The sequence below is a fragment of the Streptomyces sp. NPDC014991 genome (assembly GCF_043080665.1).
Lineage (GTDB): Bacteria > Actinomycetota > Actinomycetes > Streptomycetales > Streptomycetaceae > Streptomyces.
Genome location: NZ_JBIBVY010000007.1, coordinates 142919 through 167657 on the forward strand (window position 1 = coordinate 142919; position 24739 = coordinate 167657).

The 24739-nt window shown below is 73.4% G+C and carries 20 protein-coding genes; 9 read left to right on the forward strand and 11 right to left on the reverse strand.

The annotated features are described in order from the left end of the window. Positions 1–167: 167 nt before the first annotated feature. A complete protein-coding gene (locus ACF1BE_RS13950; protein ID WP_392199244.1) occupies positions 168–908 on the reverse strand; it encodes an esterase/lipase family protein in 741 nt (246 codons plus the stop codon). Between the two features lie 297 nt (positions 909–1205). Here ACF1BE_RS13950 and ACF1BE_RS13955 point away from each other — a divergent pair, with 297 nt between their 5' ends. Together ACF1BE_RS13955 and ACF1BE_RS13960 are read left to right on the forward strand one after the other, a co-directional pair. Then, positions 1206–4409, forward strand: a complete 3204-nt coding sequence (locus ACF1BE_RS13955) for a BTAD domain-containing putative transcriptional regulator (RefSeq protein ID WP_392199245.1) — start codon at positions 1206–1208, stop codon at positions 4407–4409. 66 nt (positions 4410–4475) lie between these two features. Continuing rightward, positions 4476–5891, forward strand: coding sequence for an FAD-binding oxidoreductase (locus ACF1BE_RS13960; RefSeq protein ID WP_392199246.1), 1416 nt, complete (start codon positions 4476–4478; stop codon positions 5889–5891). Between the two features lie 62 nt (positions 5892–5953). Here the strand turns inward: ACF1BE_RS13960 and ACF1BE_RS13965 are convergent, their stop codons facing one another. The 4 genes from ACF1BE_RS13965 to ACF1BE_RS13980 form a co-directional block, all read right to left on the reverse strand. Further along, a complete protein-coding gene (locus ACF1BE_RS13965) occupies positions 5954–6415 on the reverse strand; it encodes a DUF6098 family protein (RefSeq protein ID WP_392199247.1) in 462 nt (153 codons plus the stop codon). Positions 6416–6444: 29 nt separating this feature from the next. Then, complete coding sequence (locus ACF1BE_RS13970; protein WP_392199248.1) at positions 6445–6672, reverse strand: DUF5133 domain-containing protein; 228 nt, start codon at positions 6670–6672, stop codon at positions 6445–6447. A gap of 143 nt (positions 6673–6815) precedes the next feature. Next, positions 6816–7466: a CatB-related O-acetyltransferase gene (locus tag ACF1BE_RS13975; protein WP_392199249.1), complete on the reverse strand. Its 651-nt coding sequence runs from the start codon at positions 7464–7466 to the stop codon at positions 6816–6818. Between the two features lie 124 nt (positions 7467–7590). After that, the gene (locus ACF1BE_RS13980) at positions 7591–8625 is read right to left on the reverse strand and encodes a helix-turn-helix domain-containing protein (protein ID WP_392199250.1); all 1035 of its coding nucleotides are present in this window, start codon (positions 8623–8625) and stop codon (positions 7591–7593) included. A gap of 108 nt (positions 8626–8733) precedes the next feature. On the opposite strand from ACF1BE_RS13980, the gene ACF1BE_RS13985 reads away from it, so the two are divergent. After that, positions 8734–9630 carry an alpha/beta hydrolase gene (locus tag ACF1BE_RS13985; protein WP_392199251.1) on the forward strand — a complete coding sequence of 299 codons (897 nt, stop codon included), beginning with the start codon at positions 8734–8736 and terminating at the stop codon, positions 9628–9630. Positions 9631–9847: 217 nt separating this feature from the next. Beyond that, the gene (locus ACF1BE_RS13990; protein ID WP_392199393.1) at positions 9848–10951 is read left to right on the forward strand and encodes a serine hydrolase domain-containing protein; all 1104 of its coding nucleotides are present in this window, start codon (positions 9848–9850) and stop codon (positions 10949–10951) included. A 244-nt stretch (positions 10952–11195) separates the two neighbouring features. Here the strand turns inward: ACF1BE_RS13990 and ACF1BE_RS13995 are convergent, their stop codons facing one another. Both ACF1BE_RS13995 and ACF1BE_RS14000 read right to left on the reverse strand, forming a co-directional pair. After that, the gene (locus ACF1BE_RS13995) at positions 11196–11366 is read right to left on the reverse strand and encodes a hydrophobic protein (protein ID WP_356824710.1); all 171 of its coding nucleotides are present in this window, start codon (positions 11364–11366) and stop codon (positions 11196–11198) included. Positions 11367–11492: 126 nt separating this feature from the next. Further along, positions 11493–13709, reverse strand: coding sequence for a SpoIIE family protein phosphatase (locus ACF1BE_RS14000; RefSeq protein ID WP_392199252.1), 2217 nt, complete (start codon positions 13707–13709; stop codon positions 11493–11495). Positions 13710–14197: 488 nt separating this feature from the next. Between ACF1BE_RS14000 and ACF1BE_RS14005 the strand changes: the two genes are divergently transcribed. After that, on the forward strand, positions 14198–18349 hold the full coding sequence (locus tag ACF1BE_RS14005; protein WP_392199253.1) for a SpoIIE family protein phosphatase: 4152 nt from the start codon (positions 14198–14200) through the stop codon (positions 18347–18349). Beyond that, a complete protein-coding gene (locus ACF1BE_RS14010; RefSeq protein ID WP_392199254.1) occupies positions 18349–18666 on the forward strand; it encodes an STAS domain-containing protein in 318 nt (105 codons plus the stop codon). Before ACF1BE_RS14005 ends, ACF1BE_RS14010 begins: the two co-directional genes overlap by 1 nt. 38 nt (positions 18667–18704) lie before the next feature. Here the strand turns inward: ACF1BE_RS14010 and ACF1BE_RS14015 are convergent, their stop codons facing one another. Continuing rightward, positions 18705–19028 carry an STAS domain-containing protein gene (locus ACF1BE_RS14015; RefSeq protein ID WP_392199255.1) on the reverse strand — a complete coding sequence of 108 codons (324 nt, stop codon included), beginning with the start codon at positions 19026–19028 and terminating at the stop codon, positions 18705–18707. A gap of 154 nt (positions 19029–19182) precedes the next feature. After that, positions 19183–21204: an NAD-binding lipoprotein gene (locus ACF1BE_RS14020; RefSeq protein WP_392199256.1), complete on the reverse strand. Its 2022-nt coding sequence runs from the start codon at positions 21202–21204 to the stop codon at positions 19183–19185. Between the two features lie 268 nt (positions 21205–21472). Here ACF1BE_RS14020 and ACF1BE_RS14025 point away from each other — a divergent pair, with 268 nt between their 5' ends. The 3 genes from ACF1BE_RS14025 (at position 21473) to ACF1BE_RS14035 (ending at position 23432) form a co-directional block, all read left to right on the forward strand. Then, complete coding sequence (locus ACF1BE_RS14025) at positions 21473–21724, forward strand: hypothetical protein (RefSeq protein ID WP_392199257.1); 252 nt, start codon at positions 21473–21475, stop codon at positions 21722–21724. 65 nt (positions 21725–21789) lie between these two features. Further along, positions 21790–22983, forward strand: coding sequence for an acyl-CoA dehydrogenase family protein (locus tag ACF1BE_RS14030; protein ID WP_392199258.1), 1194 nt, complete (start codon positions 21790–21792; stop codon positions 22981–22983). Between the two features lie 146 nt (positions 22984–23129). Next, the gene (locus ACF1BE_RS14035; RefSeq protein ID WP_392199259.1) at positions 23130–23432 is read left to right on the forward strand and encodes a hypothetical protein; all 303 of its coding nucleotides are present in this window, start codon (positions 23130–23132) and stop codon (positions 23430–23432) included. Between the two features lie 69 nt (positions 23433–23501). Here ACF1BE_RS14035 and ACF1BE_RS14040 read toward each other — a convergent pair whose 3' ends face one another. After that, positions 23502–23678 carry a hypothetical protein gene (locus ACF1BE_RS14040; RefSeq protein ID WP_163010864.1) on the reverse strand — a complete coding sequence of 59 codons (177 nt, stop codon included), beginning with the start codon at positions 23676–23678 and terminating at the stop codon, positions 23502–23504. Positions 23679–23829: 151 nt separating this feature from the next. Then, positions 23830–24600, reverse strand: a complete 771-nt coding sequence (locus tag ACF1BE_RS14045; RefSeq protein WP_392199260.1) for a DUF4097 family beta strand repeat-containing protein — start codon at positions 24598–24600, stop codon at positions 23830–23832. Positions 24601–24739: the final 139 nt, after the last annotated feature.

Consider the following 24739-nt stretch of genomic DNA (forward strand, 5'->3'; position numbering starts at 1 on the left):
CCCGGGCCTCGCCTTCGTTCCGACTGCGGATCGGTCGGACGAAGTGAGAACGCCTCAAGAATTGCGACATCACAGAGCGGCAGAGCACCCGAAGGAGAAAGAATCCTCCTGGCCACGGGGCCGGGGGGCTCGGTCGGGCTCAGGGGAACTCACGGGATGTCGGACAGTCAGGAGGCGACGAAGCGCGCTATCCGGCCCAGTACGACCGTGTCCGTGAGGTACCCGATGTGGGTCTGGCAGGGCACGTCGTTGTTCGTGGCACCGTCCAGCCGGGTGCTGGTGTACGGCAGGATGATGCCGTCGCACGCCGAGTACCACGTGGCGTATCTGGTGGTTCCCGGCGTCTCGTCGCCCGAGGAGATCTGGGAGATGAACGAGGAGCCCGGGTACATCTGCTGACAGGTGGTGTAGATCAGGCAGGCACCGGCGGACGTGGTCCCGTGGTTGGCGCCGGCGATCGAGGCGAGGTGGCTGACGCTGGTGTTGCCGCCCAGCACCTTCAGGTAGTACTGGCTGACGAGGCCGCCCATGGAGTGGTTGACGATCGCGACCTTGCCGGCGCCGGTGCGTGCCTTGACGTTGTCGACGAAGGCGGCGAGGCCGCGGGCGTTGGTGATGTTGTCGCCGTAGGAGTCGTACTCGTAGGCGAAGAGGTTCGAGCTGGACCAGCCGTTGAGCCGGAAGACGCTCATGGCGATCGCCCAGTTCGACGCGTTGCCGGTGTACCCGTGGACGAAGACGACCGGCGTGCCGGCCGACAGCGGGCGCGCGGCCACACCGGCCGGCCGCGCGGCGGCCGTGGTCGCGGGGCCGGCCGCGCCGGCCGCGGCCGCCGGGGAGAAGAGGGTGAACGCGACCGTGGTGGTCGCGAGAACGCCGAGAAGCCGGCGCGGGGAGCGGCGACGCATGGGGTCCTCCTGACGAGGATGTGGGGGTGCGGGTGCCTGACCCGACCAGAGTCGTGAGGCGGGGCGCGGCGGCCATCGGCGAAATCACCAGTCATCGCGTGCCGGCCCTTCCCGGTGCGGTGCTCCGGGCGGTCCGGGCCGTGCCGAGGTCTCGTCACCGGTCCGGCGGGGACCGCCGGGTCCGGTCAGGCGGCCGGCACGGCCGTGGATCGTGGTCGCGCCGGTGCGGGGGTGATCCCGGGCCGCCGGCGCCGGGCCGGGGGTAATCTGCTGGGTGAGGCAGCCATGGGCGGTGACGTGCGCATCCGACTCCTGGGCGGTTTCGGCGTGGCGGTCGAGGACCGCCCGGTCGCCGCCGGGGCGTGGCGGCTGCGCAAGGCGCGGAGCCTGCTGAAGGTGCTGTGTCTGGCGCCGGGACACCAGATGCACCGGGAGCGCCTCTACGACCTTCTGTGGCCGGATCTCGAGCGCCGGGCCGCCGCGAACAACCTGCACCAGGTGCTGTACGCCGCGCGGCGCGCGCTGACGGGTACGGGGGCGGCCGGGGATGTCGTCGTACTGCGTGACGACGTGGTGCTGCTGGGCCCCGACGGCGGTGTGCGCATCGACGTCGACGAGTTCGAGGAGGCGGCCCGGCGGGCCTCCCACGACGGCGCCCCCGCCCAGCTCGGTGCCGCGCTCGCGCTGGCCGAGCCCGGACTGCTGCCCGAGGACCGCTACGAGCCGTGGGCGCGTGAGGCCGCCGACGCCCTGGCGGTGCGGTGTGCGGCGATCCGGTGGGGGCTCGCGGAGGCGCTCCTGCGCGAGGAGCGTACGGTCGAGGCGATCGAGGTGCTGCGGACGCTGCTCGGTGCGGACCCGCTGCACGAACCCGGCTCCCGGGCGCTGATGACGGCGCTGGCCGCCACCGGACGGCGCCGGGAAGCGCTCGCCGTGTACGAGCGGCTGCGGGACGCGCTGCGCGGTGACGGCGGCGCCGATCCGGACCCGCAGACCCGCCGCCTCTACCGCACGCTGCTGGCCGGCTCCGTCCAGCCCCCGGAGGAGGAACGGCCCGTACCGCGGCACAATCTGCCGGCGCAGGCGAACGCCCTCATCGGCCGGCAGCGTGAGACGGCCGAGGTGGAGGCGCTGCTCGGGCGGTCCAGGCTGCTGACCCTCACCGGGGCCGGCGGCTGCGGCAAGACCCGGCTGGCGCTGGCGGTGGCCGCCCGGCAGACCGGCGCGTTCCGGGACGGGGTGTGGTTCGTGGACCTCGCCGCGCTGACGGAACCGCATCTCGTTGCCGAGGCGGTCGCCGCCGTCCTGGGACTGCAGCTTCCCGCGTCCGGGCCGGCCCAGGAGGCCCTGGTCTCCCAGCTGGGCGGCCGGGAGCTGCTGCTGGTGCTGGACAACTGCGAACACCTGGTCGGCGCGTGTGCCGCGGTGGTCTCGGAGGTCATGGCCCGCTGTCCGGGGGTCACCGTGCTCGCGACCAGCAGGGAGCTGCTTCGCAGCTACGGGGAACGGACCTTCCGCGTGCCGTCGCTGAGCCTGCCGGACCCGGCCCGGCTGCCGTCCGTCGCGGAACTGGGCCGTTTCGCCTCCGTGCGGCTGTTCCTGGAGCGGGCCGGCGAGGCCTGCCCGGGCTTCGGGCTGACGGCGGACAATGCGGCGGCCGTCGCCCAGATCTGTTTCCGGCTCGACGGGATACCCCTGGCACTGGAGCTGGCCGCGGCCCGGGTGCGGGTGCTGGCGCCCGGCCAAATCGTCGAACGGCTCGACGACGCCGTGTCGCTGCTCGGCCGGGGCAGCCGGCGCGCCGTGACCCGGCAGGAGACCCTTCTGGCGGCGCTGGAGTGGAGTCACCGGCTGCTCGACGGGGACGAGCGGTGTCTGCTGCGCCGGCTCGCCGTCTTCACGGGGGATTTCTCGCTGGCCGCGGCGCAGGAGGTGGGTGCCGAGGGTGCCGACCGTGAACGGGTGCTGGACCTGCTGGGCAGGCTGGTCGACAAGTCGCTGGTGTCGGTGGAGCCGCGCCAGGACGAGGTGCGCTACCGGCTGCTGGAGACGGTCAGGCAGTACGCGGCCGGGCGGCTGCGCGCGGCCGGTGAACTGGCGGCCACCGAGGCCCGGCACCAGCGTTTCTACCTGGCTCTCGCCGAGCGGCGGGACCGCGAGTCGGCCACCGGGCTGTCCGGGGCGACATCGCTGGAGCTGGAGGCCGACTACGGCAATCTGCGCGCCGCCCTGTCGTCGCTGCTGCGCAGCGATCCCCAGGCCGCGCTGCGTCTGGCGGTCGCGCTGTGGCTGTTCTGGTCCGAGCGCGGGCGGCTCGCCGAGGGGCGGCGCTGGCTGGACGCCGCGCTGGCCGCCGCGCCGGGGCCGAGCCCGCAGCACGCGAGGGCGTTGATGGGACAGGGGGTGCTCGCGGTCCGTCTCGGCGACGGATCCCCCCTGGCGGACATCGGTGCGCGGATCGTCCGCGTCCACGAGCGGGAGCCGGATCCGGCGGCGCGGGCGTACGCCCGCTACCAGCAGGCCGTGCTGCTGTGGATGCGCGGGGCGTGGGAGCGTGCCCGCGAGGCGCTGGACCGGGCGTGCGACCAGGCCCGTGACGCGGGCGAGCCCTCGGTTCTCGCCGCCGCCGCGCACACCGAGGGAGTGTGGGCCGTGTGCCGGGGTGACGGGCCGGGGGCCCGCGCGGCGTGCGAGAGCAGTCTGCGGCTACTGGCGGCGGTACGGGCGGACAGCGGCCCGTTCCTCCTGGTCATGACACCCGGATACGTGAGTGAGGAGGACGCGGCGGGGCAGGTGTCGCTGTTCTTCGAGGAGACGGTCCTCGCGGGCAGGACGGTGGGCGCGGCCCGGGCACGCGGGTACGTCCTGGCCAACCTGGCCTGGGCCGCCCGCCTGGAGGGTGATGCCGGCGCCGCCGTGGCGGCGGCCGAACGCAGCGCCGACTGCTTCCGCGCACTCGCCGACCCGTACGGGCGGTCCCTGGCCCTCAACGCCCTGGGGAACATCTGCCGGAGCCGGGGCGATCACGGCGCCGCCCAGGAGCACCTCGACGCGGCCCTGGCGATCAGGCGCACGCTCGGCGACCGCCGGGAGGAGGACATCACCCTGGGCTGCCTCGGCCTGCTGCGCCTGGCCCGCGGCGACACCGAGGGGGCACGGGTGTCCATCGCCGGCGCGCTCGCGCACTTCGAGGAGACCGACGACCTTCCGGGCACCACCAACAGCCTTCTGCACCTCGCCCTGGTGGCCCGGGCCGCCGGGGAGACGTCCAGGGCGCGCGCCCTGCTCACCCGCGCCCTGCGGCTGGAGCACATCGCCGGCTCGCCGTGCGCCGCGGGATGGGTCGCCCTGATGCTGGCCCGGCTGGCGTGGCAGGCCGGTGACCGTGACGCGGCCCGGGCGTCGGCCGCCCGGGCCCGGGTGCTCTTCGCCCGCCTGGGCGATCCGCGGGGGACGGCCGCCCTGCGGCGCACCGCGCCCTGGGCGCACAGCGGACGCTGAGTGGCTGCTAAGCGGCGGCGCCTAGTGTCCGGAATGTCCAGCAGGCACATACGCACGGAGGCCATCATGTCGATCGACACGACGAAGGGCGTCCTGGGTGACGCCACCATGGGCGAGCTGGAGGCGGGGCTGCTCGGCACGGTCGTCCGTCCCGGCGACGCCTCCTACGACGAGGCCCGCACGATCTGGAACGCGGCCCACGACAAGTACCCGGCCCTGGTCGTGCGCTGCGCCGGGACCGCGGACGTGCTGCGCGCGGTGGAGTTCGCGCGCAGCCAGGACCTGCTCGTCGCGGTACGCGGCGGGGCGCACAGCATCGCCGGGTTCTCGACCTGCGACGGCGGCATCGTCATCGACCTGTCGGGCATGCGGGGTGCCGTGGTCGATCCGGTGCGACGCCGGGCCGTCGCCCAGGCCGGCCTGACCTGGGGCGACCTCGACCACGAGACGCAGGCCTTCGGCCTGGCCGTGACCGGCGGCCTGGTCTCCTCCACCGGCATCGCCGGGTTCACCCTCGGCGGCGGGGTGGGCTGGCTGCTGCGCCGCCACGGGCTGGCCTCCGACAACCTGACGGCGGCCCAGGTGGTCACCGCCGACGGCCGGGTGGTGCGGGCCGACGAGCGGGAGCACTCCGAGCTGTTCTGGGCCCTGCGGGGCGGGGGCGGCAACTTCGGGGTCGTCACCTCGCTCGAGTACGCACTGCACCCCGTCGGTCCGCAGGTCCTGGCCGGTCCGATCGTCTACCCGCTCGACCAGGCCAGGCAGGTCATCACCCGCTGGCGCGAGCTGATCGCGGACATGCCCGACGAGCTGACGACCCTGATCAGCCTGACGACGGCCCCTCCGGTGCCGTTCCTGCCCAGCGAGGTCCACGGCACCCGGGTCGTCATGCTGGCCGCCATGTACGCGGGCGCTCCCGCGGCCGGTGAGACGGCCGTCGCCGCGCTGCGCACGCTGGGGACGCCGATCGCCGACGTGCTGGGTCCCATGCCGTACACGGGCATGCAGTCGACGCTGGACCCGCTGTGGACGGCCGGCGCGCACAACTACTTCACGTCGGCGTTCATCGAGCCCACCGACGCGGCCGTCGACTCGCTGCTGCGGCAGCACCTGCGGACCCCGACACCCTTCAGCGAGCTGCACCTGCACCAGCTGGGCGGCGCCTTCGCCCGCGTCCCCGCCGGGGCCACGGCCTTCAGCCAGCGGCGGGCGAGCGTGCTGTGCAACGTCATCGCGCGCTCTCCGGAGGCGGCGGGCTTCGCGGAGCACGTCGCGTGGGCCCGCGGCGCCCGGGAGGAGATCGCCGGGCACGGCGGTGGCAGCATGTACGTCAACTTCACGGGCGACGCCAGTGAGGACAAGGTGCGCGCCTCCTACCCCGCGGAGGTCCACGAACGGCTCGTGCGCGTCAAGGACGCCTACGATCCCACGAACCTGTTCCGGCTGAACCAGAACATCCGGCCCTCGGCGGCGGCAGGCTGATCCGGCCGGCCGGAGCGTCCCGGGCGCCCGGGGCGCTCCCGCTCACGGCGCGTGCAGGGGGCTCAGACCGTTCCGTTCGCTCCGTCGCGGCAGAGCGTGCCCCAGTGGCCGGGCTGTTCGGTGATGATGCGGCAGGCCTCGGTGATGACGGGGTCGGCGATCCAGCCGAGCGGTTGGACGTCCGTCACCAGGGGCTCGTTGTCGGGGCCGCGGGCCGCTTCGGAGCCGTGCAGGACCCAGGGCCGGGTGCGGGCGTCCTTGACGCGGGGAAGGTGGCAGTAGTCGTAGAGCCGGCGGGCGACCCAGACGGTCGGGGGCCGGCTCCCCCACCAGTCCTCGATGTCCAGACTGGTGGCGGACAGACCCGGCAGCCGGATGCCGGTCAGGTCGTCCTTGCTGCTCATGCGCGGCAGGTCCCGTTCCGGGCCGCGGGACCAGCGGACGTAGAGGCCGCGGCGGCCGGTGACGAGCCGGGTCAGCTCGTCGAGGCTGGTGAGAGTGGGGAGTTCGGCAGTGGTGCTCATGGCCCTGGCGGGTCGGGGGCGGCGGACGGTCAGGCGGTGAGGAGCGAGTCGTCCTCGGTGCGGGCGCCGGGCAGCCGGTGGCGGGCGGCGACGAGAGCGGTGTGGATGTCACGGGTGCCGGTCGACACGCACAGCGTGTAGGCGACGTCGTCCATCCGCCGGCGCACCTCGGGGCTGCCCTCTTCGGCGTGCAGGATCCGCAGCGTCTCGTACTGTTCGACCAGGTTCGTCAGTACCGCGGGGTGTGCCATGAGCATCGGGGGTCTCCTGAGCGCCGTCATTCACATGGTATCTACATCCATCCGTCTTCCCCGGGTTGCGGCCACCACTCCCCCGGATTCCGCGCCGGTGGTGGTGGGTGGACAGCGGACCCCTGCCGCACCCGTTCGGGGTACGCGTGTCACCCGCGCGCGGTGTCAGGGGCCGCGGCCTCGAGATCGGCGATGCTGCCCGACATGATCGTCCGCACGTGTTCCGTGATGTGCTCCGCCGGCCAGTGCCACCAGGCCACCGCCAACAGCCGCTCGACGTCACGGTCGTCGTAGCGGGTACGGAGGAGGCGCGCCGGGTTGCCGCCGACGATGCCGTAGTCGGGTACGTCGCCGGTGACCACGGCGCCGGCGGCGATGATCGCGCCGTGTCCGATCCGTACGCCGGGCATGACCGTCGTGCCGTGGCCGAACCAGACGTCGTTGCCGACCACGGTGTCCCCTCGGCCCGGCAGGCCGGTGAGCAGGTCGAAGTGTTCCGACCAGGAGCCGCCCATGGTGGGGAAGGGGAAGGTGGAGGGGCCGTCCATCCGGTGGTTGGCGCCGTTCATGATGAACCGCACACCTGTGCCCAGCGCGCAGAACCTGCCGATGACCAGCTTCTCCGGCCCGTAGTGGTAGAGCACGTTGCGCGTCTCGAACGCGGTGGGGTCGTCCGGGTCGTCGTAGTAGGAGTACTCACCGACCTCGATCAGCGGGGACCTCACCAGGGGCTTGAGCAGCACCACCCGCGGCTGTTCCGGCATCGGGTGGAGGACCGTCGGGTCGGCGGGCACAGGCATCGGGCAGGGTTCCTCTTCGCCGGCGGATCCGTGTCCGGCCCATGATCGCAGGAATGTGCCGTCCCAGGACAGGCATGTACCGCCAGCCCGCGGCCTCTGCCCGTCCGCGCGGGCCGGGAGCAGGTCAGGCGTCGAGCAGCCACCAGGTGGTGAGGGCGATTCTGGCGCGCATCAGGCCGGTGGGCCGGGTGAGTTCGATGCCCAGGGTCCTGCCGAGCTGTTCGAGCCGGCGGGCGACGCTGCTGTGGTGCAGGTGGAGCCGGTCGGCGGCGGCGCGGAGGGAGCCGGTGGCACAGTAGGCGTCCAGGGTCTCCAGGTCCTGCGGGTCGGCGGCCACCCGGGCGATCGCGGCCACGTCGGTGTTGTCGCGCGCCAGGTCCCGGGGCAGCTCGGCCAGCAGCGCCAGGGCGCCCAGGTCGGTGTGGCGGACGACGGGTTCGTGCGGGGTGGTGAAGCGCAGGGCGGTACGGGCCTGCCGCCAGGACCGGCCGGGGCGTCCCGGGGCGCCGATGCCCGCGCGTACGCCGGCCGGGAGCCGGGCCGGATCGACGGTGGTGGCCAGGATGACGCCCACGTCGGCGAGCGGTGCCGCCTTCACGGGGCGGGCGGGGCAGACCAGGCCGCTGATCCGGTCGAGTGGGAGCTGCGAGCGTACGGCGATGGCGTGGACCGGCAGGCCGGGGGCGAACCCCAGGAGCCGTAACGCCCGGGCGCCGGCCGCCTCGTCGCTGTCGGAGCTGATCGCCAGCTCGACGAGGGCCGGGTCGGCCATGGTGGTACGGGCCGGATCGTACCGCTCGACGGCCGCCGCGGCGGCGATGGCCAGCCGGTCGAGGAGGATGTCGTCGAGCGGGTTGGACGGGCCGGGGCGTTCCAGCCAGACCGTGCCGGTCTCCTCCTCGTCGAGGGTGATCGGCGCCGTGCTGGACGCGGGTGACGGCGGTCCGGACGCTTCCGTGCCGAGGGGCGAGACGCGGACCACGCGTCCCGTGCCGTGGAGCCGGATGCCCACGACGCACTCGGCCAGGCCCGCCGAGGCCCTGGCGAGCGCGGGCAGATCCACTCGCCGGCGCATCAGTGTGTCGTAGAACGCGACGATGCGGATCGCGCCGTCGACGTACGGATCCAGTCCCGACAGCCGTACGGCCAGTGCCTCCATGACAGCAGGATAGGAGAACAGGGTCGCGCCGATCGGTGCGTGTCCGGCGGGAGATGCGCGACGGGTGTCGGCTGACCTCTTCCGGTGACGGCCGCGAGGATGGTCGTCATGGATCCCGAACTCGAGCCGTTCGTCCCGCTGTTCCCCCGCGCCGACCTGGAGGACCCGGTCACCGCGCGGGCCTGCTTCGCCGGGCTGGCCGCCGCGGTGCCCGCACCGGACACGGCGGAGATGGAGGTCGAGGACCGCACGGTGCCGGCCGATCCGGACGTACGGGTGCGGATCTACCGCCCGCTGCAGGCCCGGGGCGCGATCGTCTGGCTGCACGGCGGCGCGTTCGCCCTGGGCGGCCTGGACACCGAGCACCCGTGGGCCGGCCGGATCGCGGCGAGTTCCGGCGTGATGGTGGTCTCGGTCGGCTACCGGCTGGCCCCCGAACACCGCTTCCCCGCCGCCCTGGACGACGCCTGCGCCGTGCTGCGGTGGGTGGCCGCGAACGCGGCCGGGCTCGGGATCGAACCGGACCGGATCGCCGTCGGCGGGCACAGTGCCGGCGGCGGACTCGCGGCCGCGGTGGCGCTGCGCACCCGGGACGAGCGGGGACCGGCGATCCGCTTCCAGCTGCTCAACCAGCCGCAGCTCGACGACCGGCAGGAGACGTGGTCGCAGCGGAACTTCGTCGACACCCCCTGGACCGACCGCGGCAAGGTCACCGCGTCGTGGCGGCACTACCTCGGCGACCGGCCCGCGACCCCGTACGCCGCGCCCGCCCGGGCCACCGACCTGTCCGGCCTGCCACCGGCGTACATCGCCACCGCCGAGCTGTGTCCGAACCGCGACGAGGACATCGACTACGCGCTGCGGCTGCTCCGGGCGGGCGTGTCGGTCGAACTGCACCAGTGGCCCGGCACGTTCCACGGTTCGCAGGCGATTCTGTCCGCCGAGGTCTCCCAGCGGCAGAACGCCGAACTCGGCGCCGCCCTGCGCCGCGCGCTGGCCGGCTGAAACCGCGAACAACCCCGGGGGGAGTCCCCGGGGCATTGCCCGACCGGGAAAGGACGATGTCTTGAGGAACCTGATGCCGACAGACGGAAGCGTGACCGCGCCGGCGGTCCAAGTGGGCACGGCGCCCGCGTTCCCCGCGCCCGAGGGCACGACGCCCGTGACCGCCGGCGGTGCCACCCCGTCGGGCGGCTTCGAGCCCGCGCGGTTGCGGTCCGCCATGCACGGTGTCCACGAGGCGGGAGTGCCGGGGGTGTTCGGCGAGGTGCGCGACGCCGGCCGGACGTGGCGCGGCGCGTGCGGGGTCGCCGACGTCACCACCGGCCGTCCCGTCGAGTCCGGTATGCGACAGCGCGTCGGCAGCATCACGAAGACCTTCACCGCTGCCGCGGTCATGCGGCAGGCCGAGCGGGGCCGCGTCGGGCTCGACGCGCCGATCGGCGACTACCTGCCGAGGCTGGTGCCGGGAGAGCGCGGCAGGAGGGTCACGGTGCGGATGCTGCTCAACCACACCAGCGGCATCAGCGACTATCTCCCCTACGCGTTCCCCTCCCTGCGGGGGATGCCCGCCGTGCCGGACGTCTCGCCGGGGAGTCTGGACGACAACCGGTTCAGGCGGTTCCGTCCGGCCGAGCTGATCGAGATGGGGCTCACTGCGCCGCCCGCCGGCGAGCCCGGAGGCCCGGCAGGGGTGTACTCCAACACGAACTATCTGCTCCTCGGGCGGCTGTTGGAGCATCTGACCGGTACCACGGCCGAGGAGTGCATCACCCGGGACGTCATCGAGCGTGCCGGGCTCCGGCACACCGAGTTCCCGGTCGGGCCACACATCAAGGGGCCGCACTCGCGGATGTACGAGGCCCTGTACGGCCTGATCGACCCGCCGCGCGACTACAGCGTCTACGACATGTCCTGGGTGGGGCCGGCGGCGGCCCTGGTGTCGGTCATGGAGGACCTCAACCGCTTCTACGGCAAGCTGCTCGCCGGTGAGATCGTCAGCCGGTCCTCGCTGGAGCAGATGCAGCGCACGGTCCCCGTGCGCGCCCTGGACGGATCGACGATCGACTACGGCCTCGGTCTGCAGAAGGTCACCACGCCGGGCTGCGGCACCTTCTGGGGCCACGAGGGGACGGTGTGGGGGGCCGGGACCACCTCCCTGACCCGGGCCGACGGCGGGCGCCAGATGTCCGTCGCCGTCAACCTCATACGCTGGAACAAGGCGGACTCCTCGGGGAGGCCCCAGCCCCACCCGATCGACGGCGCCCTGTCCTCGCTGTACCGGCAGGCCATGTGCGGCGGCCAGGACGCCCCCGCACCGGCATGAGGGCGCGCCGGCCCCCGCAGTAACAGGAGGTGCAGGTTCCACTGCGGTTTCCGCGGAGACCGGCGCTCTGCTCACGTACCCACGGATGCGCCCGATACGCCCGTTCTCTCCCACCGTCCTTCACGGCGTCCGCCCGGCACGAGCGGGGGTCCGCCCAGCACGAGTGGGGCCCGGCCGTTCCCGGCCGGGCCCCATTCGCTCCACACACCTCACGCGGTACGTCCGCGCGCCGGAAAGCCGGTGGCTACCAGCGATACCAACGGCCCTTGCGGCCACCACCGTCCGCGGACCGGACCACGAAGCCCAGCAGCCACACGATCAGGACGATGACCGCGATCCACCACAGCGCCTTCAGCGCGAAACCCGCGCCGAAGAGGATCAGAGCCAGAAGAAGAACCAGAAGCAGGGGAACCATTGTTATCGACCTCCTGGCCACCTAGTGCCCTTACTTCACCCCTACAAGCCCGCAAACCATGCGTTATTTCAGGTCGGTACGGGGCAGACGCAGAGGTTCGCGATTCCTGCGACCGCCCGCCCGACCTCAGCCGGCCGGCGCCGACCCCACGGCGGTGATGACGAGCGCCGCCTGGTCGTCCTCCACCTCTCTGCCGCCCACGAACGCGCGCACGTCCTCGGCCAGGACCCGGACGATGTCGGCCGCGGCCGGCCGGCGCGGGGCGGCGGCCAGCGCCTTGGCCAGGCGGGTCTCACCGTACTGCTCGTCCCCGTTGGCCCGGCATTCGGTGATGCCGTCGGTGTAGAGCACCAGGCTCTCACCGGGGCGGAGGGTGAGACGGCGGGCCGTGAGCCCGGGCGGGATGCCGATGCCGAGGAGGCCGCCCGGCGCCTCGACGCCGTCCACCACGTGGTCGGCGTCCAGCAGCAGCGGAGGGGTGTGCCCGGCGCGGACGAGCTGGATGGCGAGGCCGTCGGCGCCCGGCGTCAGATGGCCGTGGACGAGGGTGACGAAGCCGTTGTTCTGGTGCGCGACGCGGTCGTTCAGGGCCTTGTCGACGGCCTTGACGACGTCGACGGGGTCCTCGAGCAGCCCGGCGACGGCGCGGGCGGTGTGGCGCACCAGGGCGGTCGTGGTGGCGGCCAGGGCCCCGCGCCCGCAGACGTCGCCCAGGATGAACGCCCAGCTGCCGTCGCCGCGGGGGAAGACGTCGTAGAAGTCGCCGCCGATGTCCAGTCCTTCGCCTGCCGGGTGGTAGAAGGCGGCGAGCTGGGCACCGGGGATGTCCGGCAGGTCGGGCAGCAGCAGCCCGGACTGGAGGTCGCGGACGAGGGCGGCACGTTGCGCGTACTGGCGGGCGTTGCGGGCGGCCGAGGCGGCACGGCGGGCCAGTTCCTCCGCCAGGGTGACCCGGTGGCCGTCGAAGCAGTGCCCCCGCGTGAACAGCAGGGTGAAGACGCCGAAGGGACGCCCGCGGTCCAGGAGGGGCACGCAGACGTAGCCGGTGACACCGAGGGCGCTCCAGGGGCCGGGACCGCCCGGGGCCCGGCGTGACACCTCGGGCACGCCGGAGGCGAGCACGCGGGCGACGGCGTCGTCCTCGGCGTCCTGGACCGGTGTGTGGGAGAGGAGCAGGGCGCGTGCGCCGGCGTCGGCGGCGGCGGCCGCGACCCGCCGTACGCGGCCGGCCTCGACCATGTCGACCGTGGCCAGGGGCGCCAGGGCCGGGGTGGACAGGGAGGCCAGCCGTTGCAGGGTCTGCGTCTCGTCCAGCCGGCCCGCCAGGGCGGTGCCGGCTGCCAGCAGGAAGGCGAGATCCTCGCGGGCGGCCTTCTCCCTCGCGTCCGCGGCGCGCCGGGCCTTTTCGGCCTGGTGACGCTCGATGGCCAGGGCGGCGGTGTGGGCGAAGACGCGGGCCAGGGCCAGGTCGGTGTCCTGCGGGGCTCTCGGGGTGCGCAGGTACATGGCGAAGGTCCCCAGCAGCCGGCCGTCAGGGGCGAGGATCGGCGTCGACCAGCAGGCGGCCAGTTCCGCCCGTCGGGCCAGATCGCGGAAGTCGTCCCACAGGGGGTCGGTGGCTATGTCGGTGACTATCACGTGCCGGCGCCGGTGGGCGGCGGTGCCGCAGGAGCCGACTCCCTCGCCCGTGGCGATGCCGTCGATGGCCCGGTTGTAGAAGTCGGGCAGGCTCGGGGCCGCGCCGTGGCGCAGGTGACGGCCGTCCGCGTCGGCCAGCAGCACCGAGACGAGCACCTCGGGGGACAGTTCCTCGATCGTGCGGCACATGCCGTCCAGCACCTCCGGCAGCGGCGCCTGGCGGGCGATCTGTTCGAGCAGTGCGCGCTGCTCGGCGGCCAGCTTGCGGGCCTGTCTGACCTGGGTGGTCTCCACGCCGATCATCCGCACGCCGATGACGTTGCCGGCGGCGTCGCGGCGCGCCTCGTAGGTGAAGTCGAAGTACGCCTCGCGGGCGCCCGGGCCTACGCCGATGACGACGCGGGCGCCGCGGCCCACATGGCGTTCACCCGACCGGTACACCCGGTCCAGCAGCTCGATGAATCCCTGGCCGGCCAGCTCGGGCATGAGTTCCGCCAGGGCCACACCGGTGCGTTCCCGCTGTCCCCCGCCGATCGCCGCGAAGAAAGCCGGGTTCGCCGCCTCCAGCACGTGGGCGGGTCCGGCCATGGACGCGAACAGCGCGGTCGACGTGCCGAACAGCAGCGACAGGTCCTCGTCCGTCCCGCCCACCGCGCCGAGGTCGTGCGCTTCCAACGCCGCCTGCTGATCACGGTCAGCCGTCATCTCGCCCCCTCGTCAGCCGGCGGCCCCGGATCCCGGACGGCCGTCCTCACACGCGGCACCGGTCGATGCCTCACTCAGTGTCGTATGTACCTGACCGCCCGATCCACGCCTGCCGGGGGCGGCACCGGGTCGTGCGCGGCCCAGCCGGGGCCGGGCTCGACCGCCCGCCCCGCCCCTGCCGCCGCAGGCCGGTGGCGAGCGGTCGGGGAGCCGATGCCAAGGAAGCGCCGTACGTGCGGCGGACGCGCACGGCCACCGCCGCCACCTGCGTGGACGGCCGCGTCGACCGCCGCTGACGCGTACCGCGCCGGCGGCGTCCGGGGAAGGTGGGAGAGTCGGAGTGGCAGCCGCCGGGAGCCGACCGTCCGGGCAGGTGCACGGGGAACCGTTCGGGGCACGAGGGGGTGGCGGACCGATCGCGCTACGACGTACGAATGACCACACCACTGTCCGACGGCCGACGGCCGTCGGGAGAGAGGGAGCGGCGCATGGCTGGACGGGACGGCGCCGAGCCGGGACCCGCGGCCCGTGCCGGCGTCTTCTCCGCCGACGAGGTCATCGGCGCGGATCTGGCCGCCGTGGACTGGGCCGCCACCCCTCTGGGCCCCCCGGAGGAGTGGCCGCAGAGCCTGCGGACGGCCGTGGACATCCTGCTCGCGTCCCGCTTCCCGATGTGGATGGCGTGGGGGCCGCGGCTGACGTTCTTCTGCAACGACGCCTACCGCCGGGTCACGCTCGGCCACAAATACCCCTGGGCGCTGGGCCGCCCCGCCCCGGAGGTGTGGGCCGAGGTATGGGACGACGTCGAACCGCGCGTCCGCTCCGTACTGACCACCGGACAGGCCACCTGGGACGAGGCCCTGCTGCTGTTCCTCGAACGGTCGGGATACCCGGAGGAGACGTATCACACGTTCTCCTACAGCCCGCTGCGGGACGACTGCGGCGCGGTGGCGGGCATGCTGTGCGTGGTCAGCGAGGAGACCACGCGGGTCGTCGGTGAGCGGCGCATGGCCACGCTGCGTGATCTGGGTTCCGATCCGAGTGTGGTGCGCACCGAGCAGGAGATGCTGGACTTCGTCGCCCGTCAGCTGGTCCGCAATCCGCGTGATCTGCCGTTCACCTGCACCTATCTCTTCCAGGACGACGGCTCGGCGCGGCTGGCGGCCACCACGGGGATCGAGGCCGGCCATCCGGCCGCCCCCGTGGTGCTGCCGAGCGGTGATCCCAAGGCCGTCTGGCCGGCGGGCCGGCCGGCCGGCGAAAAGTCCGTGCGGGTGCCGCTGAGCGGCCCACCGTACGACCGCCTGCCGCCCGGCGCCTGGCCCCAGCCGCCGGTACAGGCCCTGGTGGTGCCGCTGCTGAGACAGGGCGACCCGCCGTACGGCTTCCTGGTGGCGGGGCTCAACCGGTTCCGGCCGCTGGACGACACCTACCAGGGCTTCGTCGAGACGGTCGCGGGTCACGTGGCGACCGGTATCGGCAGCGCCCGCGGGTACGAGGCGCAGCAGCGCCGGGCCGAGGAGCTGACCGAGCTGGACCGGGCGAAGACGGCGTTCTTCTCCAACATCAGTCACGAGTTCCGCACCCCTCTCACCCTGATCATGGGTCCGGTGGACGAACTGCTCACCGGGCGGGACGACGACCCGGGGCTGCGCGAGAAGCTGGAGGTCGTCCGCCGCAACGGGCTGCGCCTCGGCAAGCTCGTCAACGCTCTGCTGGACTTCTCCCGCATCGAGGCCGGCCGGATGCGGGCGACGTACGAGCCGGTGGACCTGGCCGCCGTCACCGCGGAGCTGGCCAGCGTCTTCCGCTCCGCCATCGACAAGGCGGGGCTGGCCTTCGAGGTGGACTGCCCGCCCATGGACCAGCCGGTGTACCTGGACCGCGGCATGTGGGAGAAGGTGGTGCTGAATCTGCTGAGCAACGCGTTGAAGTTCACCTTCGAGGGCACCATCCGGGTCACCGTGCGCACGGAGGACGGCCGGGCCCGGGTCACCGTGGCCGACACCGGTACAGGGGTGCCCGCCGAGGAGATGCCCAGGCTGTTCGACCGGTTCCACCGGATCGAGAACGCACGCGCCCGGTCCCACGAGGGCAGCGGTATCGGCCTGGCCCTCGTCAGGGAACTGGTCGGCCTGAACGGCGGGACGATCACCGCGGAGAGCACCGAGGGGCAGGGCACCGCCTTCAGCGTCCGGCTGCCGTTCGGTACGGCGCATCTGCCCGCCGCCGCCAGGGCCGCCGCCGACGGCGGGGCGACGGTGTCGGTGGCCGCGGACCCGTATGTGCAGGAGGCCCTGCGCTGGCTGCCGGACACCCCTGACGCCGGGGCGGCTCGGGCCGGGGCGGCCGCATCGGAGAGCGCCCCGGGCCACCGCGCGGCCGGGCGTGTCCTGGTCGCCGACGACAACGCCGACATGCGGGGGTACCTGGAACGTCTGCTGTCGGGCGCCGGGTACCGCATCACGGCCGTCACTGACGGGATGAGCGCGCTGGACGCCGTGCGGGCCGATCCGCCCGACCTCGTGGTCAGTGACGTGATGATGCCGGGGCTGGACGGGCTGGCACTGGTCGCCGCGCTGCGGTCCGACCCGCGGACCGCTTCGGTGCCGGTGCTGCTGCTGTCGGCGCGCGCAGGGCAGGAGGCCTCCATCGAGGGGCTGCAAGCCGGGGCCGACGACTACCTCGTCAAGCCGTTCGCCGCCGCGGAACTGCTGGCCCGGGTCCGCGCGAACGTGGAACTGGCGCGGCTGCGCACGCATCACCTGCGGTGGCGCAACGCCCTGATCGACTCCCTCCAGGAGGCATTCTTCGTCTGTGACGAGAAGGGCACCGTCATCGAGACGAACGCGGCGTTCACCGACATGCTCGGCTACCCTCCCGAGGACCTGCCGTACCGGCCCGTGCATCCGTGGTGGCCCGACCCCGCCACGGACCCCGACGGGTACCGGCGGGCCGAGGCCGCCTTCGGGCGGCTGACGGGCAGCGGCGCCCGCAGGACGAACGCCCTGCCCGTACGGCACCGAGACGGTCATCAGCTGTGGGTGAGCGCCACGTTCAACCAGGCCGAGGACCCCGACACCGGGCGCCGGATGACCGTGGGCACGTTCCGGGACGTGACCGCGGAGCACTACGCCATCCAGCGGGAGACCGCCCTGGCGGCTCTGAGCACGCGGCTCTCGCAGGCCGTCGGCCTGCCCGACGCGCTCGCGGGCGCGCTGCACGAGCTGAAACAGCTGTGGCGGGCCCGGACCGTGCTGGCCGGCATCTTCGGTCACCACGGCGAACCGGCGGTGACCGCCACCGATCCGTCCCTGTCCTGGCCCTCCCTGTCCTTCGAGCGCAGGAGCTTCCTGGAGCGGCTGCGTGAGCAGCCCACGCTCACCCCGGTCACCGCCCCGGGTGGGGCCGGGATCCTCCTCGAACATCCGCACGGCCCGCTGACACTCTGGGTGGACCTGGGCGAACGCCGGCCCTTCACCGGTGAGGACCAGCTGCTGCTGACCCTGCTGGCCGGGCATCTCGCCCAGGGACTGGTCCGGGTCCATCAGATCGACCAGCAGCGCGAGACGGCCATCGCGCTGCAACGCGCCATCCTCGGGCCGGCGCTGCTCCCCGACGGCTTCGCCGTGCGCTACGAGCCCGCCACCCGGCCGCTCGAGGTCGGCGGTGACTGGTACGACACGGTGCCCCTGCCCGACGGCCGCATCGGCATCGTCGTCGGCGACTGTGTCGGTCACGGTCTGCCGGCGGCCAGCGTCATGGGGCAGCTGCGCAGCGCGTGCCGTGCCCTGCTGCTCCAGGAGCCGAGCCCCGCGCGCACGCTGACGGCGCTGGACCGGTTCGCCGCCGGCGTGCCGGGCGCCCTGTGCACCACCGTCTTCTGCGGTGTCCTGGAACCGGCGACCGGACGGCTGGTCTACTCGAGCGCGGGACATCCGCCGGGTGTCCTCGCCCTCCCGGACGGCACCGTCCAGCTGCTGGAGGAGGGCCGGGCCCTGCCGCTGGCGGTCCGCCCCGGCCGCACCCGTCCGGAGGGGGTCCGTACGATGCCGGGCCGTTCCACCCTGCTGCTCTACACGGACGGACTCGTGGAGCGGCGCCGCCGCTCCCTGGCCACCGGCATCGAGCAGGCCGGCCGGGCCGTCCAGGAGGGCAGGGACGCGGCGGTCGAGGAACTGGCCACACAGATCATGAAGCGACTGCAACCGGACGGCGGATACGAGGACGACGTGGCCCTGCTGCTCTACCGTCACCCCGCGCCGTTGCAGGTGACGTTCCCCGCCGATTCGGCACGGCTCGCCTCGGTGCGCCAGGCCCTGCGCGACTGGCTCGACCAGTGCGGACTGCCGCGGCACACCGTCCAGAACATCATGGTCGCGGCGGGTGAGGCGTGCGCCAACGCGATCGAACACGGGCACCGTGACGGCCCCGGGGGAACCATCCGGCTGAGCGGGCTGGCCCACACGCACGACCTGCTGGTCACCGTCACGGACACCGGCCGGTGGAAGGTTCCGCAGCCCGAGCTGAACCGGCACCGCGGACGCGGGCTGAAGCTGATGCGAGCACTGATGCAGCAGGTCACCATCACACCCGGCCCGAACGGCACCGTCGTCGAGATGCAGACGAGGATCACCTGATGACCATCCCGCTCACGCTGACCCCGGCGCGGCGCGCCGACGGCACATCCGTGCTGACGGTGGTCGGCGAGATCGACCAGAGCAACGCCGGCACGCTGGCCGCCGCCCTCGACGGGATCCGCGGGCCGGTCGTCGTGGATCTGGCCGGGGTGGAATACCTCGACAGCGCGGGCCTGAACGTGCTGTTCGCCCACAGCACCCGGCTGGAACTGATCGCGCCGCCCCTGCTGGCCCCGCTGCTCACCATCTCGGGCCTGACCGAGCTGGTGCCGGTGCACGCGGCGAAGGGCTCCGCGCCGGACACTCCCCCGCGGTGAGCACGACGGGGGCGGGCGTCAGGGCGACGGTGCGGACGTCAGAGGGACGGGGTCTTGCCGGGCGTGAGGCTCATGACGGTGTCGAGCCCGAGGATCGTGAACATGCGGAGCAGGCCGTCATCGAGTCCGGTGACGCCGAGGGACCCACCGAGGGCGTCCAGCCGCTGGTACCAGCCCACCAGGGCGCTGACACCGGTGGAGTCCATGTGCAGCGTGCGTGAGGCGTCCAGGACCAGGTGACGGCACCCCGCGTCGATCAGGCCGTCGACCGCCGTCCGGAGCGTGGATGTGGTGTACAGATCCACGTCCTCGGGCAGTTGCGCCCTCGTCCGGTCGCCCTGGCTCTCGATGATGCGCAGCAACGTCCCACCTCCCCGTCCCGTGCGGTGCCCGCTGTCGGGTACCCAGGCTACCCGGCGGACATCCTGCCGACTTCCGGCCGCGCGCCCCTGACGGCCCCGGTCGCGGAGCCGTCCGGGGCGGTCCGCCGGGCCCGCCCGTGAGCGCTCCGGCGCGTCACTGCCGTTCCGGGGGGCGGCCGGTGGGCGGGTCCTCTTCCGGGCCGCGGTCCGAGGACAGGGCGTCCGATTCCGGGGGGCGTCGCATCCGGGGCAGGGCGTCCGGCTCGTCGTCCCCGACGCCGGACACGGGGGGTGCCGCGGAGAGTACGACCACCTCGTCCTCGGCCGCCCACACCCGCCGCTCGGACTTGCCGGGGGCGAGCCGGATGCCGTCATGACGGCGCGCGCTGCGCGGAAGGTGCGCGCGATACCCGATCGCGCACTCACCACGCCGCAGCGAGGCCGCCACCACCGTCGCGAAGGAGGCCTCCCCGCCCGGCCTCACGTACAGCCCGGCCGGGCGCAGGCCGAGCCCGCCGCCCCGGGCGGCGAACACCTCCTCGAACACCGGGGCGAGCGTGGGATTCAGCGAGATCTGGGCCATCAGCAGAGCGGTCAGCTCCCCCCGGACCACCGCGTCGGACTGCGGGCCCAGCGGGGCCAGGGCCCGGCTGCGGTGATCGCACAGCTCGGCCACCACCGGCAACGCCCGCCCCGCCTCCTCCTCTCGTGAGCGCAGCATCAGCAGCGTCAGCAGGGCCCGGTCGTCGGGCCGCCCGGAGCCGGCGTCCGCGTCCGGCCCCAGCACGATGACGCTGTCGTAGCCGAACACGTCCAGGGTGCGCAGCGTCTCGGGGCGGGCGAGGTCGCCGACGTGATGGGTGACGCGCAGTCGTGCGGTGTCCGCGAGGCCGTCGGCGTGCCCCTTCGACAGCCCGTCGTCCGGGTCGGTGACCACGTCGAGGGCGGATCCCGGCCGGGCGGTCCGGCGCAGGACGTCCACCACGAGGGGCGCCCGGCGGTTCCAGCCGAGCAGCAGTACCCGTGCCGGGTTCTCGGGGCCGGTTCCCGGCGGGGCCATGGCGGTCGGGTCGACGTGTGCACGGCAGTCGGCCGGCGCGGCTGCCGTGTCGTCGTGGGCGACGACAACCAGCCGGTCCCCGGCCCCGAGGACGGTTCCCGGCTCCGGTGCGAGCAGGGGACGGCCGTCGGCCCGCAGGACCCCGATCACGCAGGCGGACTCGAAGCACAGCGCGGCCTCCGCGAACGTCAGCCCCGCCGGCCCGGGCGCCTCGAACACATGGAACTCGGCACCGGCCACGTCCAGGAGGTCGCGCAGCACGGCCGGCAGGCCCGGGCGCCGGGCCGACTGCACCAGCAGCCGCGCCGTCGTCGTGTCCGTCTCCAGCACGACACCCCGCGCTCCGGCCGCCAGCCGCGCGGCCGGCAGACAGCGGCCCTCCCGCACGGCGGCGACGACCGCCGGCCCGGCCTCCGTACCGCGCAGCGATCCCAGCGCCAGCAGGACCCGTACCACCTCCAGATCGGCCCCGGTGTCCTCGGACGGCAGCACCAGCACGGATCCGGCCACGGCCGGGGCCACCAGGGCCAGCGCTCCGGGCTCCGTCAGCGCCCCGGTGCGGCAGACCACCCGGGCTCCGCCGGTCACGGGCACGGCGGCGAGCGACTTCTCCATCTCGGCCGTGTCCCGGTCGGCGAGCACCGCCACGACGCCGCGTCCCCGGCCGCCCCGGGCCGCCGTCAGCTCGGCGACCACCGTGAACACGTGCTCCGACCAGCCGAGCACCACCGCGTGATCGCGTTCCAGCACGGTCGAGCGCCCCTGCCGCAACTCGGCCAGCCGGTCGCCGAGCCCGGTGGTGATCACGCCTATCAGCGTCGACACGCACAGCAGGGCGATCAGTCCCAGCAGGACGGAGAGCAGCATCCGCAGCGGTGCGCCGGTCGCCACCCCGAGACGCAGGGTCTCCGCGCTGGTGCGCCACACGGCGGTGAGCCGGCCGGACAGGGAACGGGGCGCGCTCGGGTCCATCCACACCAGCAGGGTGCTGACGGGCACGACGACCACGAGACAGCCCAGGGCGAGCCAGCTGAGCAGCGTCCCCGTACTGCGGGCCAGCCTCGTGTCGAAGAGATAGCGCACCCGGTCACGTAACGAAGCGTGCTGCCGCCTCACATGCGCCCCCTGACGTCCACGGTCCTCGGAGTCACAGCGTGCTGGTACGGCGTTCGCGACACGCCGCGCCACCGGCCTGTTCATCCTTTCGGGAGCGGCCCGGCGACTCGGCGGCCGACGGACCGCGCACCCGCGACGCCGGAGGGAGTTCCCTCGCGCCGGCCGACTTGGCGCGGTCCGTACTTCAAGGGCTGGTTCCGCGTGTGGTGAAGTCGTGTCACGTGGGTACCGGCAGGGTGACGCGACGCGACTCCCCGGAGGGGTGACGATGGGTTCGGTAGGTCAGCTGCGGCAGTTGAGGGCCGTGTACGCAGGCGGTGTGGCGGCCTGGTCCTTGTGTCTGCTGTGGGAGATGGTCCGGGACGACGGGTCGGCGAGGCAGACGGTGGTGCTGCTGGGGCTGCTCGCCGTCTTCCTCCTCGCGCTGCTGTGGTCGACCTGGCGCCTCTGGGAGGCCGTGCCGCACCGCCCCGGGAACCCGGCGAAGGCCATGGTGACCACGCACGCCGACCAGGTATGACGGCGCGCTGACGGCGCTGCCGCCGGCCCGGGCATCGCCCGGCGCAACCGTGGAAGAAGGGCCCCATGACTTCACCCACGGAACAGCCGAACGCCGCCGACTTCTACGACTTCGAGACCGCCCTGACGGAGGAGGAACGCGAAGTCCTCCTCCGCACGCGGGCCTTCATGCGGGACGAGGTCCGGCCTCTGGTGTCCGGGCACTGGGCCGAGGGCACCTTCCCCGAGGAGCTGATCAGCCGCTTCCGGGAGAGCGGGCTGGTCGGGCTGGCCTACGAGGGGTACGGCGATCACGGCCCCACCGCCAGTCACCTGCTGACCGGGATGATGGCGATGGAGATGAGCCGCGTCGACGCGTCGGTCGCCACCTTCTTCGGCGTCCACAACGGACTGGCCATGTACGCGATCCACCTGGGCGGCGACCAGGCCCAGCGCGACCGCTGGCTGCCGGGCATGGCGAAAATGGACACCATCGGGGCGTTCGCGCTCACGGAACCGCTCGACGGTTCCGACATCGCGGCCGGCATGCGCACCACCGCCCGGCGCGACGGTGACACATGGGTGCTCAACGGTGCCAAACGCTGGATCGGCAACGCGACGTTCGCCGACCACGTCGTCGTCTGGGCCCGGGACGTCGCCGACGACCAGGTCAAGGGGTTCGTCGTCGACAAGGGGACGGAAGGCTTCACGACGGAGAAGATCGCCCACAAGATCTCGTTGCGCATCGTCGAGAACGCGGACATCACCCTCACCGACGTCCGGGTGGCGGAGGCCGACCGGCTGCAGAACGTGTCCTCCTTCCGGGAGGTCGCCGAGATCCTGCGGGCCACGCGCAGCGGCGTCGCCTGGCAGGCGCTCGGCGTCATGATCGGAGCCTACGAACTGGCCTTGCGCTACGCCACGGAGAGGCAGCAGTTCGGCCGTCCCCTCGCGGGTTTCCAGCTGGTGCAGGACCTGCTGGTGAAGAGCCTGGGGAACATCACGTCGAGCTGGGGGATGCTGTTGCAGCTCGCCCGGTTGCAGGACGCCGGGGTGTTCCGGGACGAACACTCGGCACTGGCCAAGGCGCACGTCACCGCCCGTATGCGCGAGGTCGTGGCCTGGGCGCGGGAGATCCTCGGCGGCAACGGCATCGTCCTGGACTACGATGTCGCACGCTTCTTCGCGGACGCGGAGGCCATCTACTCCTTCGAGGGCACCCGGGAGATGAACACGCTGATCGTCGGTAAGGCGATCACCGGGGAGAGCGCCTTCGTCTGACCGGCACGGTACGGCGCCGGCCTCCGCGAGCGTGCGTCCCGGGCGGCCGGCGCCGGACAGACCCACCGACCCGGAACGTCAACTTCCGTGCGTGGTGCCGGCGGTGTGGGCGGTGCTGGAGTCCGCCGGCTCCCTGCGCGGAGTCTGTGGGACAGCTGCTGCTGTCCCTGCTCGTGGCCGTGGCTCTGGTCCTGGTGCTCTTCCCGGGGCAATCGGTGCTGTCGGTCCTGCTCCGTACGGCGGTCACCTCCGTCGGGGCGATCGCCGTGGTGCTCACCCAGCGGCGCAGGGAGAGGCGCGCGGCCGGCGGCTCGGCGGACGCGGTCCTGGTACTGGACGCCCAGCTGCGCCGGGGCGAGGTGCCGTCGGCCCCGGAGGAACGCGGGGCGGTGCGCCAACTCGTGGCAACCGCCTGTACCGGCGCCTGCGCACGATGGATGCCGCGCTGAACGCCGGGGAAACGGCCCGGCACCCCGGTAGCGGACACGGCCGGGGTGCCGGGCGCCTTCTCGTGCCGCTCAGTGTCTGCGGCCCCGGGCCGTCCAGCCGCTGCCCACCCCCGCGAGGTGCAGGGCGAGCACGGTCAGCCCGAGGAGCATGATGTTCGTCGAGGTGAAGGTGTCGTTGGTCGAGATGTCAGCCGCGTTGATCAGGAACGCGATGAAGAAAAGGACCGCCGAGACGATGGCCAACATGTTGCTGATCCCTTCGATGCCGGGTGGTGACGCACTCAGTGCACTGCGGATGCCCCTGACCGGACCGGCCACACCCTGACGGCCGGTGCGGGGCGGCGGGCGTCGTTCGTCCGCTGCCCCGGCAGCAGGAGGACGGGGGAAGTCAGGCGGTTCAGTCGCGCCGCGCGTCGACGTCGCCGTTGACCGTGGTCAGCTTCATCGCGGGCCCGTGGCCGGTGGTCCGGGTGGGAACGTCCACGGTGGTGCGGCCGTTGGCCGTGGCGGCCGTGACCCGGTAGGCGGGGCTGTCGTGCGGAACGGTCACACCGACCGAGCCGTTGGTGGTCGTCGCCGTGACGGCCGTCGGCGCGGAACCGCAGGAGAGGATCACGTCCCCGTTGGTGGTCGCGGCCGTCAGCCGGCGCGTGTCGAGGGCGACGGCGCGCACCGAGCCGTTGCGGGTGGCCAGCCGGGTCACGGCCCCGCTCCGGCCGGAACGGGTCACCGTGACATCACCGTTGACGGTCGTCAGGTCCAGTCCGGACGCGACTCCCACGGCGTCGATGCCGGCGTTGCGGGCGGTCACCGTGACGCTGACGCCGTCGGGGACGTCCACCTCGGGCATGCGGGGGCACGGGACGTCGTCCGGGCTCCGGTCCGCGCACGACAGGTCGAGGACCCAGGTGCCGTCGTGGTGGGACCAGTGGCGGTCGGCGTGGCCGACGCGCTCGTCCACGATGACCCGGTGGCCGTCGGCCGGACGCAACCTCAGTCCGTTGTCGCTGGTGACGACAAGAGTGCCGCCCGGCGCACCGGGCACCGGTCCTGCCGCCCCCGCCCCGCCGCCGGTTCCCTGGTGTGCGCCGCCGCACGACACGGCCAGGGGCAGCAGCGCCACGGCGAGGGTCAGGCGGGGCGGGCGTCGTGACGCGGTCACCTTCATGGGCCTTCGGGTGCCCCGGCGCGGCCCCGCCATGACCGCGCGGTGCCCGCCTTCGTCCACCGGCTCGGCCATTCGGATGGGACTCGGGTGCCGGTGGCCACGATCCGAGGGAACTCCCGGTGTGCGCGTCCATGGTGGG